Origin of the sequence: Streptomyces sp. NPDC059743 (genome assembly GCF_042732975.1) — a bacterium.
In the GTDB taxonomy this organism is placed as follows: Bacteria; Actinomycetota; Actinomycetes; order Streptomycetales; family Streptomycetaceae; genus Streptomyces.
Genome location: NZ_JBHWGS010000005.1, coordinates 106,285 through 119,768 on the forward strand (window position 1 = coordinate 106,285; position 13,484 = coordinate 119,768).

A 13,484-nucleotide genomic window follows, 5' to 3' on the forward strand; every position below is an offset into this window, starting at 1 on the left:
AGATCATGCTGAACACCATGCTGCCCCACACACGCTCGTTAGACTCGCTGGCATGTCTGGCCAGTCACTGCTCATCCCCGGGGAGATCTCTCCCCTCCGTTCCGTACCCGGAAAGATCCGGCGCCCCGAGTACGTCGGGAAGCCCGCGCCCGCGCCGTACACCGGGCCCGAGGTGCAGACCGCCGAGACGGTCGAGCTGATGCGGATCGCCGGGCGGATCGCCGCGCAGGCGATGGAGGAAGCCGCCAAGCACATCTCGCCGGGCGTCACCACCGACGAGCTGGACCGGGTCGCGCACGAGTTCATGTGCGACCACGGCGCCTATCCGTCGACGCTCGGCTACCGCGGCTTCCCCAAGTCGCTCTGCACCTCGGTCAATGAGGTGATCTGCCACGGGATCCCGGACTCCACGGTGCTCCGCGACGGCGACATCGTGAACCTGGACGTCACGGCGTACATCAACGGCGTCCACGGCGACAACAACGCCACCTATCTCTGCGGCGATGTCGACGAGGAGTCGAGGCTGCTGGTGGAGCGGACCCGCGAGTCGCTGAACCGCGCCATCAAGACCGTGCGGCCCGGACGGCAGATCAATGTGATCGGGCGGGTGATCGAGTCGTACGCCAAGCGGTTCGGCTACGGCGTCGTCAGGGACTTCACCGGCCACGGGATCAACTCGTCCTTCCACTCCGGGCTGATCGTCCCGCACTACGACAGCCCGCACGCCACCACCGTCATGCGGACGGGCATGACCTTCACCATCGAGCCGATGCTGACGCTCGGCACCTACGAGCACGACATGTGGGACGACGGCTGGACCGTGGTCACCAAGGACCGGAAGCGGACGGCGCAGTTCGAACACACGCTGGTGGTGACGGACACGGGCGCGGAGATCCTCACTCTTCCGTGAGGTTGCCGTACCGCCGATGCGGGGTAGCGTTTTTACCGACAGGACGTCGGGAACCAGTTGACTTAGGTAAGCCTAAGTAAGAGTATCGCTTGTGGCGGCAGCGCGTGCCGCCACACGGCATTCGCCCGTTCCCGTCCCCTTTGGTCTCCGGAGGCCCGCCTTGGACGCAACCGCCAGCGCCACGCCCTTCTCCACACTCATCCGTGTCGCCTCGCACGAACAGCACACCGAGGCGGAGACCTCGACCTTCATGAGCGATCTGCTGGGCGGCCGGCTCGGTGTGGACGCCTTTACGCGCTACACGGAGCAGCTCTGGTTCGTGTACGGCGCACTGGAGAGCGCCATGGACACGCTGAGACGGGATCCGGTCGCCGGGCCCTTCATCCGGCCGGAGCTGGCCCGTACGCCCGAGCTGGAGCGCGATCTCGCGCATCTGCGCGGTCCGAGGTGGCGCGAGGGCCTCGACCCACTGCCCGCCACCGCCGCGTACGCCGCCCGGATCGAGGAGTGCGCGCGCACCTGGCCCGGCGGATATGTGGCGCACCACTACACCCGCTATCTCGGCGATCTCTCCGGCGGCCAGATCATCCGCGACAAGGCGGAGAAGACCTGGGGCTTCTCCCGCAAGGGCGACGGCGTCCGCTTCTATGTCTTCGAGGAGATCCCCAACCCGGCCGCGTTCAAGCGGAGTTACCGCGAGCTGCTGGACCGCCTGGCGGCGGACGACCTGGAGAAGCAGCGGATCGTCGACGAGTGCAAGCGCGCGTTCGACTTCAACGGCGCGGTCTTCCGCGACCTGGGAACGCAGTTCCCGCTGAGCGCGTAGGGCGCGTAGGAGCCTGCCGGACGGTCTCAGTGGGCCGTCAGGAGGCGTACTCGGCCGCCTATTTCGATGGTGCCGTCGGGGCCCGGGGCCGTGATCAGTTGGGAGCCGCGGCCCTGGGTGATGTTCAGGGCCCGGCCCAGTTGTGCGGTGAGGAGGAGGGCCGCCGCGCCGGTCGCCTCGTCCTCCGGGATGCCGTCGTCACGGCGAGGGAAGGCGCGGGCTCTGACGCGGCCCGCCGCCTCGTCCTGCCAGGCCCAGGCGTAGAGCCAGCCGTCGCCGGGCGGTGGCGCGGGCAGGGCGTCGACCTCGGCGGTGGTGGCGTACTGGCGGAGCGTGCGCGGCGGCGCCCACTCCGGGCGGGCCGTGATCCAGGTGAACTCGCCGTCCTGGCGGACCCATACCTCGCCCGCCGGCGGATTCACGGTCTCCAGATCGAGCAGCCAGGCCGCGCCGACGAGCGGATGTCCGGCGAACGGGAGGCGCAGGCCCGGTGTGTAGATGTCGACCACACCGCGCTCGGGATCGTCGACGAACACGGTCTCGCTGTAGCCGAGCCGGGCGGCGAGCGCCTGCCGCGCCGCCCGGTCCGGGTGGTGCCGCCCTTCGCGGACGACGCCGAGCGTATTGCCGTGTCGGCCGTCGGCACCGCAGAAGACGCTCAGTACGTCGATGTCTGTCACCCGGGCATTCAAGCATCACGGAAACAGGTCCGTACCGCCGCCCGTTCTCCTCCTCGGCGGTACGGACCTGCCCGTACGCGATCTCCCTACGCGATCTCCTCCTGCGCCATGCCTCGGCGCCTGGCCACGAAGACCGCCGCCGCGCCCGCCACCGCGATCGCGCCCGCCGTACCGAGCAGAGCGCCCGTCGGGATGTCGGAGCCGGTGGAGGCGAGGGCGGTGGAGCCGCCGACCGTACCGCCGCCGGCCGTGCCCGAGCCGCCGACGGTGCCGGAGCCGCCTGTGCCGCCGGATGTGCCGCCGGTACCGCCCGTGCCACCCGAGGCACCGTCCGTACCGCCCGTGCCGTCCGGCAGGTTGGCGTTGTCGTTCAGCGAGACCGCGAGCGTCAGCTTGTCGAGGTCGGTGCCCGCCGGGTACATCCCGCCGAAGGCCTTCGTACCGTCGGCCGTGAGAGTCGCCGGGACCGCGCTCAAGGTCACGACACCGTCCTCGGCGGCCAGTTCACCGTCCGGGAGGTCCAGCGTGGCGAAGCTCAGGTCCTCGTACGTGGCGACCTCGTGCGTCTCGCGGTCCTTGGTGGCCACATCGGCGACGAGCGTGCCCTTGCCGTCCGCCACCTCCACCCGCAGACCGCCGAGCTTGAGGTCCAGGACATACGTGCCGTCCTCCTCATGGCCGAGAAAACGGACCGTACCGCCGAAGGACGCGGAGAGAGTCTGCGCGTCGGCGTCGAAGGAGCCGGTGCCCTCCGGGAAGCGGTAGGCCGCCCCGGACTGCGTCGCGCCGTCGCCGAGTTCGACCTTGCCGTTGGCGATCGGGCCCGTGACATACGAGCGGAAGGACTCCTTGACGCCCCAGTCGAGATTGCCGTCGACGATCGCGCCGTCCTCGGCCACCGGAGGTGTCTCGGAGGCGGTGGTGGTCGGCGAGGGAGTGGGCTCACCGGTCGGCGGCTCGGTGGGCGGCGTCACCGAAGGCGTCGGAGTGGGCGTGGGCGTCGGGGTAGGCGTGGGCGTCGGACTCGGCGACGGCGTGGAGTACGCGACGGCGAGCGTCGCCTTGTCCAGCTCCGTGCCCTCCGCGTACATCCCGTTGAAGGCCTTGGCGCCGTCGGCGGTCAGCTTGGCCGGGATGTCCCTGAAGACCATCGAGCCGTTCGCGGTCTCCGGGCGGATGCCCGCGAGATCGATCGAGGCGAGCTCGATGTCGTCCTGCGTGGCGCCGTTGAGAGTGACATCCGCCTCGATCGCTCCTGCCGTGCCCTCCGTGACCAGCTTGACGTCGGCGAGCTTGATGTCGAAGCCATGGGCCGTGGAGGTGAACCGGACGGTACCGTCGAAGTCCGTGGTCACGTTGTGCGTCGCCGGATCGTACGTACCGGTGCCGTTGGAGAAGGTGAACGGGCCGTTGCCCGCGGCCTGGGTAGCACCGTCGGTGGCCGCGATGGTGCCGCCTGCGATGCCCGTCACATATCTGCGGAACGACTCCTTCAGCCCCCAGTCCAAGGTGCCGTCCTTCAGATCCAGTTGCGGGGCCGCGCCTGGGGCCGCACCGGGCGCGGCAAGCGGCGCGGTGGGCGCGACGGCCGGCGCGCCCGCCGCGAGCGCCGGGATCGCGAAGGCGGAGGCGCCGAGGGCTGCCGCCGTCGCTATGGCGGCGGCGAGTGTGCTGGGGCGGCGTATGGCTGCCATGGTCGGTGGTCTCCTCGATGGTGTGGTGCGGTGAAGTGGTGCACGGGGTACGGGGTACGGGGTACGGGGTACGGGGTACGGGGTACGGGATGTACGCAGGTCAGCTCTCGTCCGCGGCGGCGGCGCCGCTGCGCCTGCGGACCGTGCGTACGGCGAGTCCCGCGAGGCCAGCCGCGACGAGCGCGCCCGCGCCGATCGCCGCATACGTCCCGGCTCCGACGGATGACGAGGACGCGGCTTCGGCGGCGGGCCCGGCGGGACTCGGGGCCGGGCTCGGAGTCGTGGTGGCGGACGCCGTCGGCTCCGCGGCGGCCGAGGCGTCGCTGCCCAGATCAGGCAGCGCGGGCAACCGCGCCTTGTCGTCCACGGCGACGGCGAGCGAGACGGGATCCATCGCCGTGCCCGCCTTGTAGAGGGAGCCGAAGGTCTCGGCGCCCGGTGCCGTCAGCGTGGCGGGCACCTCGGTGAGCGAGGCGAGGCTCTTCTTCGGAGTGAAGTCCTCGGCCGGGAAGGTGATCAGAGGCACGGCCTTCCGAGGCGGGCTGCCCTCGGCCGCGTCGGTGACATCGGCGAAGAGCGTGCCCTTGCCGTCCTTCACCCGGACAGCGACCTCGGTCAGCGTCAGATCGAGTCCAGTGCCGGCGCCAGTCCCAGTTCCGGTGAAGCGGACGGTGCCCGCGAAGTGTGCGTCGAGCGTGCCCTTCCCCGCGTCGTACGAGCCCGTACCGCGTGGGAAGCGGAAGAGCGCGCCGCCGTCCTGGGCGCCGTCGCTCAAGGTCCATTCGCCCTTGGCGACAGGGCCGGTGACGTACTCGCGGTAGGTACGGCGTACGCCCCAGTCGACGGCAGCGGTCCTGAACCGTCCCGTCGCCCGCTCCCCCGCGGGTTCCCCCTGCGCCTTCCCTGTCGGCTCGCCCGCGGGCCTGCTCGTGGACGGGCTCACGGGCTTCTTCGCCGCCGCGACATCCACGGAGAGACTGACCGGATCGAGAGGCGTCCCCGCCGTGTAGTAGCCCGCGAAGGCGTTGGCGCCCTGCGAAGTGAGCGTCGCGGGGACGTTGTTGAGAGCGACCGGGCTGCCGCCGCCCACCATGCTGATCCCGGAGAGATCGAGCGCGGCGAGCGGGACCTGCTCGGCCGTGGTGAGCCTGCCCGAGCCCTTGGCCTTGCTCGTCATATCGGCGTAGAGCGTGCCGCCGCCACCGGATATCCGTACGGTGGGCCGGCTGATCGTGAGATCGAGTTCATACGTTCCGTCGGCCTTCTGATGGCCGGTGAACCGGACGCCGCCGGAGAAGCTCGCCCGGAAGGCCCCGCTGTCCGGATCGTACGAGCCGGTGGCCGAGTGGAAGCGGAACCGGCTGCCCACCGTCGCCGTGCCTCCGGTGAGCGCCCAACTGCCCTGCGCGATCGGCCCGGTGATGTAGCTCAGGAACGAGGACTTGATGCCCCAGTCGAGCCTGCCGCCCCGCACCGTACGGTCCGCCGCCTGTGCGCCGGCGAACGGCAGCAGGGCCACCGGCAGCGCCAGCAGAAGCGCGACGGCGAACGCGCGCACCGGTCTGAAGGACAGCATCGAGTGACTCCCACAAGTGAACGGACCAGAGGTGAACGGACCGAGATACATATGCCCTGGGATCTGGCAAGCGAGGTAAGGCTAACCTAAGCTACATCCAGCCCGAACCGGAACCCCTGCGTCGGCGGAAACCACAACAAAAAGAATGATCAGGACAACGAACAGGACGGTGCACTCCGTGCGCAGATCACGCCTGACGAGTGCGCTCCTCTCCGCGCTCGTCCTCGCCCTGGCCGCGACCGCCACCGGCTGCGGTGGCGGTGGCGGTGGCGGCAGCGCCGCCCGTAGCAACAGCGACGGCGCCGACACGAAGACGGCCGACCGCGTCCAGCCCTTGGCGGGCATACCGGCGCCGCGACTGCCCGTCACGGTGGACTCGGCGGACGGCCGCGAGGTGACGGTCACCTCAACCGACCGGATCGTGCCGCTGACCGGTTCGCTGAGCGAGATCGTCTTCACGCTCGGCCTCGGCGAACGCGTGGTGGCACGCGACATCACCGCCACCTTTGAACAGGCCGCGAAACTGCCGGTGGTGACACGGGCGCACGATGTCTCGGCCGAGGGCGTGCTCTCGCTCAAGCCGACCGTCGTCATCGCCGACACCGCCACCGGCCCGGCCGAGGCCATCGGCCAGATACGGGACGCGGGCATTCCGCTGGTGGTCGTCGCACCGGCGAAGAGCCTCGCCGATGTCGGCGCCCGGATCGACACGGTGGCCGGCGCGCTGGGCGTCGAGTCGGCGGGCACCGAGCTGAAGGAGCGTACGGACGCGCGGATCGCCGCCGTACAGAAGGACATTCCGGCGCACGAGGGCGAACGGAAGCCGCGCGTCGCGTTCCTCTATCTGCGTGGCTTGGCCTCCGTCTATCTGCTCGGCGGCGCCGACTCCGGAGCGAGTTCGCTGCTGGAGGCGGCCGGCGCGGTCGACGCGGGCAAGGAGTCGGGACTGCGGAAGGACTTCACCGCGATCACGAGCGAGGCACTGGCGAAGGCCGCGCCCGACGCGATCCTGGTGATGACCAAGGGCCTCGAATCCGTGGGCGGGCCGGACGGTCTGGTGAAGATCCCGGGAGTCGCGGAGACTCCGGCCGGGATGGACCGCAAGGTCGTCTCGATCGAGGACGGCGTACTGCTGAACTACGGTCCGCGCACCGACGAGGTGCTGAAGTCGATCGTCAAGCAGCTCTACGCGAACGGGAGTTGAGGTGGCGACGACACCGATCGCACGGAAGCCGCCGCCGCCAGCCGAAACCGATACCGGAAGCGGCAGGAGTATGAGCAGGAGGAAGCAACTGCCCGGAGGCACCGCCCCGCTGACCGCCGGGCTGCTCGCCGCGCTGGTCCTGCTCTGTCTGCTCTCCGCCGGGATCGGCGCCTACGACATCCCTCTCGGCGATGTCCTCTCCTCCGTCCTGCACCGCACCGGGCTCGGCGGCGCCGCACTCGACCGCGTGGGCGAGAGCGTCCTGTGGAACGTCCGGCTGCCCCGCGTCGTGCTCGCGCTGCTCGTCGGCGCCTCGCTCGGCTGCGCGGGCGCGCTGATGCAGGGCGTGTTCGGCAATCCGCTCGCCGAACCGGGAGTCATCGGGATCTCGTCGGGCGCGGCGGTCGGCGCGGTGGCCTCGATCGCGCTGGGACTGAGCTTCTTCGGCAACTGGACGGTGACGGTCTGCGCGTTCGTCGCCGGACTGGCGACCGTACTGCTGGTGTACGCGCTGTCCCGCTCGGGCGGCCGTACGGAAGTGGTCACGCTGATCCTCACCGGCATCGCGGTCAACGCGTTCGCCGGAGCGCTGATCGGGCTCTTCATCTTCTTCGCGGACAACGCGCAGATCACCCAGATCACCTTCTGGCAGCTCGGTTCGCTGGCGCAGGCGACCTGGCCGAAGGTGCTCGCCGTACTGCCGTGCGCGCTGGCCGGTCTCGCCGTGGCGCCTTTCCACGCACGGAAGTTGGACCTTCTCGCGCTCGGTGAGCGGCCGGCCCGTCACCTCGGCGTGGATGTCGAGCGGCTGCGTCTCGTGCTGGTGCTGGTCGTGGCGCTGCTCACGGCGGCGGCGGTCGCGGTGGCCGGGATCATCACGTTCGTGGGCCTGCTCGTACCGCATCTGCTGCGCATGGCGAACGGTCCCGGCCACCGCTTCCTGGTCCCGGGCAGCGCGCTCGGCGGCGCGCTGGTCCTGGTCGCGGGCGATCTCGCGGCCCGTACGGTCGCCGCGCCGGCGGAACTCCCTCTGGGCGTCCTGACCGCGCTCTTCGGCAGCCCTTTCTTCTTCTGGCTGTTGCGGAGAACCCGCCGCAGGCAAGGAGGTTGGGCGTGAGCCTCAAGGCCCTTTTCTCCGCACGCCGACGCGCCCTGCCCGCGCCCGCCGCGCCCGGCGCGCCACTCGCCGAGGTCCGCGGGCTCCATGTCCGGCTCGGGCAGCGCGAGGTGCTGGCCGGTGTCGGTCTGGTCGCGCGCGCCGGTGAGGTGCTCGCGCTCGTCGGGCCCAACGGCGCCGGGAAGTCCACGCTGCTCGCCGCGCTCGCCGCCGATCTGCCGCCCGGCCAGGGCGAGGTACGGATCGACGGGCGCCCCGCGCACGAGTGGTCCGCGCCCGAACTCGCCCTGCGCCGGGCCGTACTGCCCCAGGCCGCCGCGCTCGCCTTCCCGTTCCCGGTCGAGGAGGTCGTACGGATGGGCCGGGCGCCCTGGGCCGGAACACCGCTGGAGGACGAGGACGAGAGCGCCGTCGCGGCGGCGATGGCGGCCACCGAGGTCACCGCGTTCGCCGGACGGCCCTTCTCCGCGCTCTCGGGCGGCGAACGGGCCCGCGTCGCGCTCGCCCGGGTCCTCGCCCAGCGCGCGCCGCTGCTCCTGCTCGACGAGCCGACCGCCGCGCTCGATCTGCGCCACCAGGAACTGGTCCTGCGGATCTGCCGGGAGCGCGCGGCGGCGGGTGACGCCGTCGTGGTCGTACTGCACGATCTGGGACTCGCGGCGGCCCACGCGGACCGCGTCGCCGTACTGCACGACGGCGAAGTCGCGGCCGAGGGACCGCCCGCCGAGGTCTTCCGCGACGGGCTGCTGAGCCGCGTCTACCGACAGCCCGTCGAGGTGTTCCCGCATCCGCGTACGGGCGTTCCGCTGGTGATCCCAAAACGCGATCCCCAAACGGAACAGGAACGGACCGAGAGAGACCTCTTGACCAATACATGACCCAACCATGGCCCACCCAAAAGATACCCGTGACCTCTCCGTATCCCAAGGAAAACCCGCGCGGAGAGTGAGAGCTGAATCACTGGACGAACAGCCATCGCCAAGGTAAGCCTCAGTTAAGTTAGGCCCGCCTCACCTCGTACTACCAGCACCTCGTACTCAGCCGCAGATCCCATCTCATCCCAGCCATCGTGGAGCCCCGCATGCGACCTGTCCGTCTCTCCGTTGTCACCGCAGCCACCGCCGTGGCTGCCCTGACTGCCGTCACGGGCTGCGCCGAGAAGAGCGACGCCAAGGCCGGCGACGGTGCCGGCGCCGTCCAGGTCACCGCGAAGGACGACGCCTGCGAGCTCTCCAAGAACGAGTTCCCGGCGGGACATGTGGAGCTGGCCGTCGAGAACAAGGGCTCGAAGGTCACCGAGGTCTATGTCCTCTTCCCGGACGACCGCATCGTCACCGAGCGCGAGAACATCGGCCCGGGCACCAAGGCGACAGTCACGGCCGAGGTGAAGGCCGGTTCGTACGAGATCGTCTGCAAGCCCGGCATGAAGGGCGACGGCATCCGCCAGAAGGTGACCGTCATCGGCGGTACGGCCGTCAAGCGCAGCCCGGAGATGGACGCCGCGGTCGCCGGATACCGCAAGTACGTCCAGGCGCAGGCCGACGAGACGCTGCCGAAGGTCAAGGTCTTCACCGACGCCGTGCGCGCGGGCGATCTGGAGGCCGCGAAGAAGGCGTACGCGCCCTCGCGGATCGGCTGGGAGCGCACGGAGCCGGTCGCCGAGTCCTTCGGTGACATCGACCCGAAGGTCGACGTGCGCGCCGACGGTCTGGAGCCCGGCCAGGACTGGACCGGCTGGCACCGGCTGGAGAAGGCGCTCTGGGCGGACAAGAAGCTCGGCCCGGAGACCACGGCGCTCGCCGACACGCTCGACAAGGACCTGGCCGACTGGCAGAAGCGCGTCGGCAAGGCGGAGATCACACCGACCTCCATGGCCAACGGTGCCAAGGAACTCCTCGACGAGGTCGCCGCGGGCAAGGTCACCGGCGAGGAGGAGCGCTACAGCCACACCGACCTGGTCGACTTCAAGGCCAATGTCGAGGGCGCGCAGCAGTCGTACGAGTTGCTCAAGCCGGTCGCCTCGAAGAACGATCCGGCGCTGGTGACGGAGCTGGACAAGCAGTTCTCCGCGCTGAGCGCGCTGCTCGACAAGTACCGGGACGCTCCCGACTCCTACGAGTTCACCTCGTACGAGAAGGTCGGCAAGGCGCAGCGCAAGGAGCTGTCGGACGGTGTCAACGCACTGGCCGAGCCGCTCTCCAAGCTCGCCGCCGCCGTCGTCAAGTAGGGCTCGGGCCATGACGACCGACGACGCCCGGAGCACGCAGGGTACGGAAAACAAGCAAGGCACGCAGGACAAGCAGGGCACGCGGGAGAAACAGAGTCCCTCCCGTCCCTCCCACAGCCCCTCCCGCCGTTCGCTCCTCGGCTGGGGCGGTGCCGGGCTCGCGCTCGGCGCCGCCGCGGCCGGTGGCGCCGTGGCGGCCGTCCGCGACGGTGACTCCACCGCTCCGGCGGCCGACTCCGGTGCGGCGGTGCCCTTCCACGGCACGCACCAGGCCGGTATCGCCACCGCCGTCCAGGACCGGCTGCACTTCGCCGCGTTCGATGTGACCACCGAGGACCGTGCGGAACTGGCCCAGTTGCTCAAGGACTGGACCCGGGCCGCCGAGCGGATGACGGCAGGGCACGCGGTGGGCGAGGGCGCGTACGGCGGGCTCGCCGAGGCGCCGCCCGACGACACCGGTGAGGCGCTCGGCCTCAAGCCGTCCCGGCTGACTCTGACCATCGGCTTCGGCCCCTCGCTCTTCGCCGAGGACCGCTTCGGTCTCGCGGAGCGGCGCCCGGCCGCGCTGGTCGAGCTGCCGAAGTTCCCCGGCGACAATCTCGATCCGGCGCGCGGCGGCGGCGATCTCTGTGTGCAGGCGTGCGCGGACGATCCGCAGGTCGCCGTGCACGCGATCCGCAATTTGGCCAGGATCGGCTTCGGGAAGGTCGCGGTGCGCTGGTCGCAGCTCGGCTTCGGCAAGACCTCGTCGACCACTCCGCACGCCCAGACGCCACGTAACCTCTTCGGCTTCAAGGACGGCACCAGCAATGTCGACGGCACCGACACGGCCGCTCTGGACAAGCATGTCTGGGTGCCGGAGAAGACCGGTCCCGCCTGGCTGACGGGCGGTTCCTATCTGGTCGCCCGCCGGATCTCCATGCGGATCGAGTCCTGGGACCGTACCTCGCTCCAGGAGCAGGAGGACGTCTTCGGCCGGGACAAGGGCGAGGGCGCGGCGGTCGGCAAGGCGCGCGAGCACGACAAGCCCAGTCTGCAGGCGATGCTGCCGACGTCGCATGTACGGCTGGCGCACCCGGACTCCCATCACGGCGTGCGGATGCTGCGGCGCGGCTACTCCTTCACGGACGGTACGGACGGTCTGGGCCGGCTCGACGCGGGCCTGTTCTTCCTGGCCTACCAGCGTGACGTACGGGACGCGTTCATCCCCGTACAGCGCTCCCTGGCGCGCTCCGACGCGCTCAACGAATACATCCAGCACGTGGGTTCAGCGGTCTTCGCGATCCCGCCGGGCGTCCGGGACAAGGACGACTGGTGGGGCCGGGCCCTGATCTCCTAGTCCACCGAAGGGAGTTCCGGCGTGTTCGGAAACTATCTGATCGGGCTGCGCGAAGGCCTTGAGGCCAGTCTCGTCGTCTGCATCCTCGTCGCGTATCTGGTGAAGACGGAGCGGCGCGACGCGCTGCGTCCGATCTGGATCGGTATCGGCGTCGCGGTGGCCCTCGCGCTCGCCTTCGGCTTCGGGCTCGAATTCGGCTCGCAGGAGCTGACGTTCGAGGCGAAGGAGGCGCTCGGCGGCTCGCTGTCGGTCCTCGCCGTGGTGCTGGTGACCTGGATGGTCTTCTGGATGCGGCGTACGGCCCGGCATCTGCGCTCGGAGCTGCACACCAGGCTGGACGCGGCGCTCCAGATGGGCACGGGCGCGCTGGTGGCGACGGCCTTTCTGGCGGTGGGCCGGGAAGGGCTGGAGACGGCCCTGTTCGTCTGGGCGTCGGTCCGTGCCTCCTCGGACGGTACGCACGCGCCGCTGATCGGTGTGCTGCTCGGTATCGCCAGCGCGGTGGTGCTCGGCTGGCTCTTCTACCGTGGCGCGCTCAGGATCAATCTGGCCAAGTTCTTCACCTGGACCGGCGGGATGCTGGTGATCGTCGCCGCGGGTGTGCTCGCGTACGGTGTCCACGATCTCCAGGAGGCGCGCTTCCTGGGCGGGCTGCCGGACAAGGCGTTCGACATCAGCACGACGATTCCGCCGGACAGCTGGTACGGCACCGTGCTGAAGGGCGTGTTCAACTTCCAGCCGGACCCGACGGTGCTTCAGGTCATTGTCTGGTGCCTGTATCTGATCCCGACGCTCGCCCTGTTCCTGGCCCCGGTAGGGTTCGGACGGTCAGTGAGGTCTCAGGAGCAGAAGCAGAAGGCGACCGATGAGCAGGCTGAGAAGGCCGATTCGGGCAGCGGCGGGGCTCGCGACGGTGATGGTGCTGTCGCTGACGGCGAGCGGGTGCGTGACGGTGCACGGGGAGCTGGCGGTCGTACCGTCGGCGGAGCGAAGTGAGGCCGCGCGGGCGCTCGATGACTTCACCGACGCGTACAACAAGGCGGACAAGGCCTACGATCCGGCGCTCGACGCACCGTATGTGACAGGCGCGCTCGGCACGATCAACCAGGCCGGTCTCAAGGCCCGCAGCATCACGAACCCGGACGGCAACGCCGGCCATCAGCCGCTGGAACTGACCGACGCGAAGTTCACGATCCCGAAGAAGGCCGGCTGGCCGCGCTGGTTCGTCGCGGACACCAAGAGCAACCGCGACGCGGCCGGCGGCCCGTCCTTCCGGTGGCTGGTGGTCTTTCTGCGCGGCGGTCCCGAGAAGCGCTGGGAAGCGGCCTATCTGACGATCCTCTCGCCCGGCCAGGTCCCCGAGTTCAGGACGGACAAGGACGGCTGGGGCGAGGAGGTGAAGCCGGACAGCGCCTCGGTGTCGGTGGCTCCGGGCGAGCTGAGCGAGGAGTACTCCTCGTATCTGTCTAGCGGCAAGCCCGAGCACTTCGCGGCGGGACCGCACACCGACGGATGGCGCAAGGAGCGCGCGGACAAGGCCCGGCTGCCCGGCCTCACCACGCAGTACGTGGACCAGCCTGTGGGCGAGGGCGACTTCGCGCCGCTGGGGCTGCGTACGGCGGACGGCGGTGCGCTGGTGTTCTTCGCCACGCGGTTCTTCGAGCGCCAGACGGCCGCGAAGAGCGTGCGGCTCCAGGTGAACGACGATGTGCGGGCGCTGCTGACCGGTGATGTGAAGGACACGATCACCAAGGAGTGGCTGTCCAGCCAGACGGTGCTGGTGCCGGCGAGCGGGGCCGCGGCCCCGGAGGTGGTGGTGGCGGGCCGCCTCCAGGGAGTCACGGCGGCGAAGGGCTCGTAGCCGGGCGAAGGCTCGTAGGTCCTGGGCCTGAGCCTGATCCTGGGAGCGGG

General features: G+C 70.2%; 12 protein-coding genes. 9 read left to right on the forward strand and 3 right to left on the reverse strand.

Translation table 11 applies throughout. The annotated features are described in order from the left end of the window. The first annotated feature begins 52 nt into the window (after positions 1 to 52). Positions 53 to 910, forward strand: a complete 858-nt coding sequence (gene map, locus ACFV6H_RS10955; RefSeq protein WP_093602884.1) for a type I methionyl aminopeptidase — start codon at positions 53 to 55, stop codon at positions 908 to 910. Between the two features lie 160 nt (positions 911 to 1,070). Then, the gene (locus tag ACFV6H_RS10960; protein WP_385540553.1) at positions 1,071 to 1,736 is read left to right on the forward strand and encodes a heme oxygenase (biliverdin-producing); all 666 of its coding nucleotides are present in this window, start codon (positions 1,071 to 1,073) and stop codon (positions 1,734 to 1,736) included. 26 nt (positions 1,737 to 1,762) lie between these two features. Here the strand turns inward: ACFV6H_RS10960 and ACFV6H_RS10965 are convergent, their stop codons facing one another. From ACFV6H_RS10965 to ACFV6H_RS10975, 3 genes are all read right to left on the reverse strand, one after another. Then, positions 1,763 to 2,416, reverse strand: coding sequence for a PhzF family phenazine biosynthesis protein (locus ACFV6H_RS10965; protein WP_385540555.1), 654 nt, complete (start codon positions 2,414 to 2,416; stop codon positions 1,763 to 1,765). 86 nt (positions 2,417 to 2,502) lie between these two features. Beyond that, on the reverse strand, positions 2,503 to 4,110 hold the full coding sequence (locus ACFV6H_RS10970) for an HtaA domain-containing protein (protein ID WP_385540557.1): 1,608 nt from the start codon (positions 4,108 to 4,110) through the stop codon (positions 2,503 to 2,505). 100 nt (positions 4,111 to 4,210) lie between these two features. After that, on the reverse strand, positions 4,211 to 5,686 hold the full coding sequence (locus tag ACFV6H_RS10975) for an HtaA domain-containing protein (RefSeq protein WP_385540559.1): 1,476 nt from the start codon (positions 5,684 to 5,686) through the stop codon (positions 4,211 to 4,213). Between the two features lie 178 nt (positions 5,687 to 5,864). Here ACFV6H_RS10975 and ACFV6H_RS10980 point away from each other — a divergent pair, with 178 nt between their 5' ends. From ACFV6H_RS10980 to ACFV6H_RS11010, 7 genes are all read left to right on the forward strand, one after another. Then, the gene (locus ACFV6H_RS10980) at positions 5,865 to 6,890 is read left to right on the forward strand and encodes a hemin ABC transporter substrate-binding protein (protein ID WP_385540561.1); all 1,026 of its coding nucleotides are present in this window, start codon (positions 5,865 to 5,867) and stop codon (positions 6,888 to 6,890) included. 70 nt (positions 6,891 to 6,960) lie between these two features. Beyond that, positions 6,961 to 8,007, forward strand: a complete 1,047-nt coding sequence (locus ACFV6H_RS10985; protein ID WP_385540563.1) for a FecCD family ABC transporter permease — start codon at positions 6,961 to 6,963, stop codon at positions 8,005 to 8,007. Continuing rightward, positions 8,004 to 8,885: a heme ABC transporter ATP-binding protein gene (locus tag ACFV6H_RS10990; protein WP_385540565.1), complete on the forward strand. Its 882-nt coding sequence runs from the start codon at positions 8,004 to 8,006 to the stop codon at positions 8,883 to 8,885. Before ACFV6H_RS10985 ends, ACFV6H_RS10990 begins: the two co-directional genes overlap by 4 nt. 203 nt (positions 8,886 to 9,088) lie before the next feature. Beyond that, positions 9,089 to 10,234, forward strand: coding sequence for an iron uptake system protein EfeO (gene efeO, locus ACFV6H_RS10995; protein ID WP_385540566.1), 1,146 nt, complete (start codon positions 9,089 to 9,091; stop codon positions 10,232 to 10,234). Positions 10,235 to 10,244: 10 nt separating this feature from the next. Then, positions 10,245 to 11,573: an iron uptake transporter deferrochelatase/peroxidase subunit gene (efeB, locus tag ACFV6H_RS11000; RefSeq protein WP_385540568.1), complete on the forward strand. Its 1,329-nt coding sequence runs from the start codon at positions 10,245 to 10,247 to the stop codon at positions 11,571 to 11,573. A gap of 21 nt (positions 11,574 to 11,594) precedes the next feature. Next, the gene (gene efeU / locus ACFV6H_RS11005) at positions 11,595 to 12,569 is read left to right on the forward strand and encodes an iron uptake transporter permease EfeU (RefSeq protein WP_384787439.1); all 975 of its coding nucleotides are present in this window, start codon (positions 11,595 to 11,597) and stop codon (positions 12,567 to 12,569) included. After that, entirely contained in the window at positions 12,490 to 13,434 is a 945-nt protein-coding gene (locus tag ACFV6H_RS11010) for a hypothetical protein (protein WP_385541021.1), read from the forward strand. Before efeU ends, ACFV6H_RS11010 begins: the two co-directional genes overlap by 80 nt. Positions 13,435 to 13,484: the final 50 nt, after the last annotated feature.

Excerpts from the sequence above, each read along its gene's own strand:
- ACFV6H_RS10975 (WP_385540559.1), bottom strand. The coding sequence starts at position 5,686 with ATGCTGTCCTTCAGACCGGTGCGCGCGTTCGCCGTCGCGCTTCTGCTG.
- efeO (WP_385540566.1), top strand. The coding sequence starts at position 9,089 with ATGCGACCTGTCCGTCTCTCCGTTGTCACCGCAGCCACCGCCGTGGCT.
- ACFV6H_RS10970 (WP_385540557.1), bottom strand. The coding sequence starts at position 4,110 with ATGGCAGCCATACGCCGCCCCAGCACACTCGCCGCCGCCATAGCGACG.
- ACFV6H_RS11010 (WP_385541021.1), top strand. The coding sequence starts at position 12,490 with ATGGTGCTGTCGCTGACGGCGAGCGGGTGCGTGACGGTGCACGGGGAG.
- map (WP_093602884.1), top strand. The coding sequence starts at position 53 with ATGTCTGGCCAGTCACTGCTCATCCCCGGGGAGATCTCTCCCCTCCGT.
- efeB (WP_385540568.1), top strand. The coding sequence starts at position 10,245 with ATGACGACCGACGACGCCCGGAGCACGCAGGGTACGGAAAACAAGCAA.
- ACFV6H_RS10985 (WP_385540563.1), top strand. The coding sequence starts at position 6,961 with ATGAGCAGGAGGAAGCAACTGCCCGGAGGCACCGCCCCGCTGACCGCC.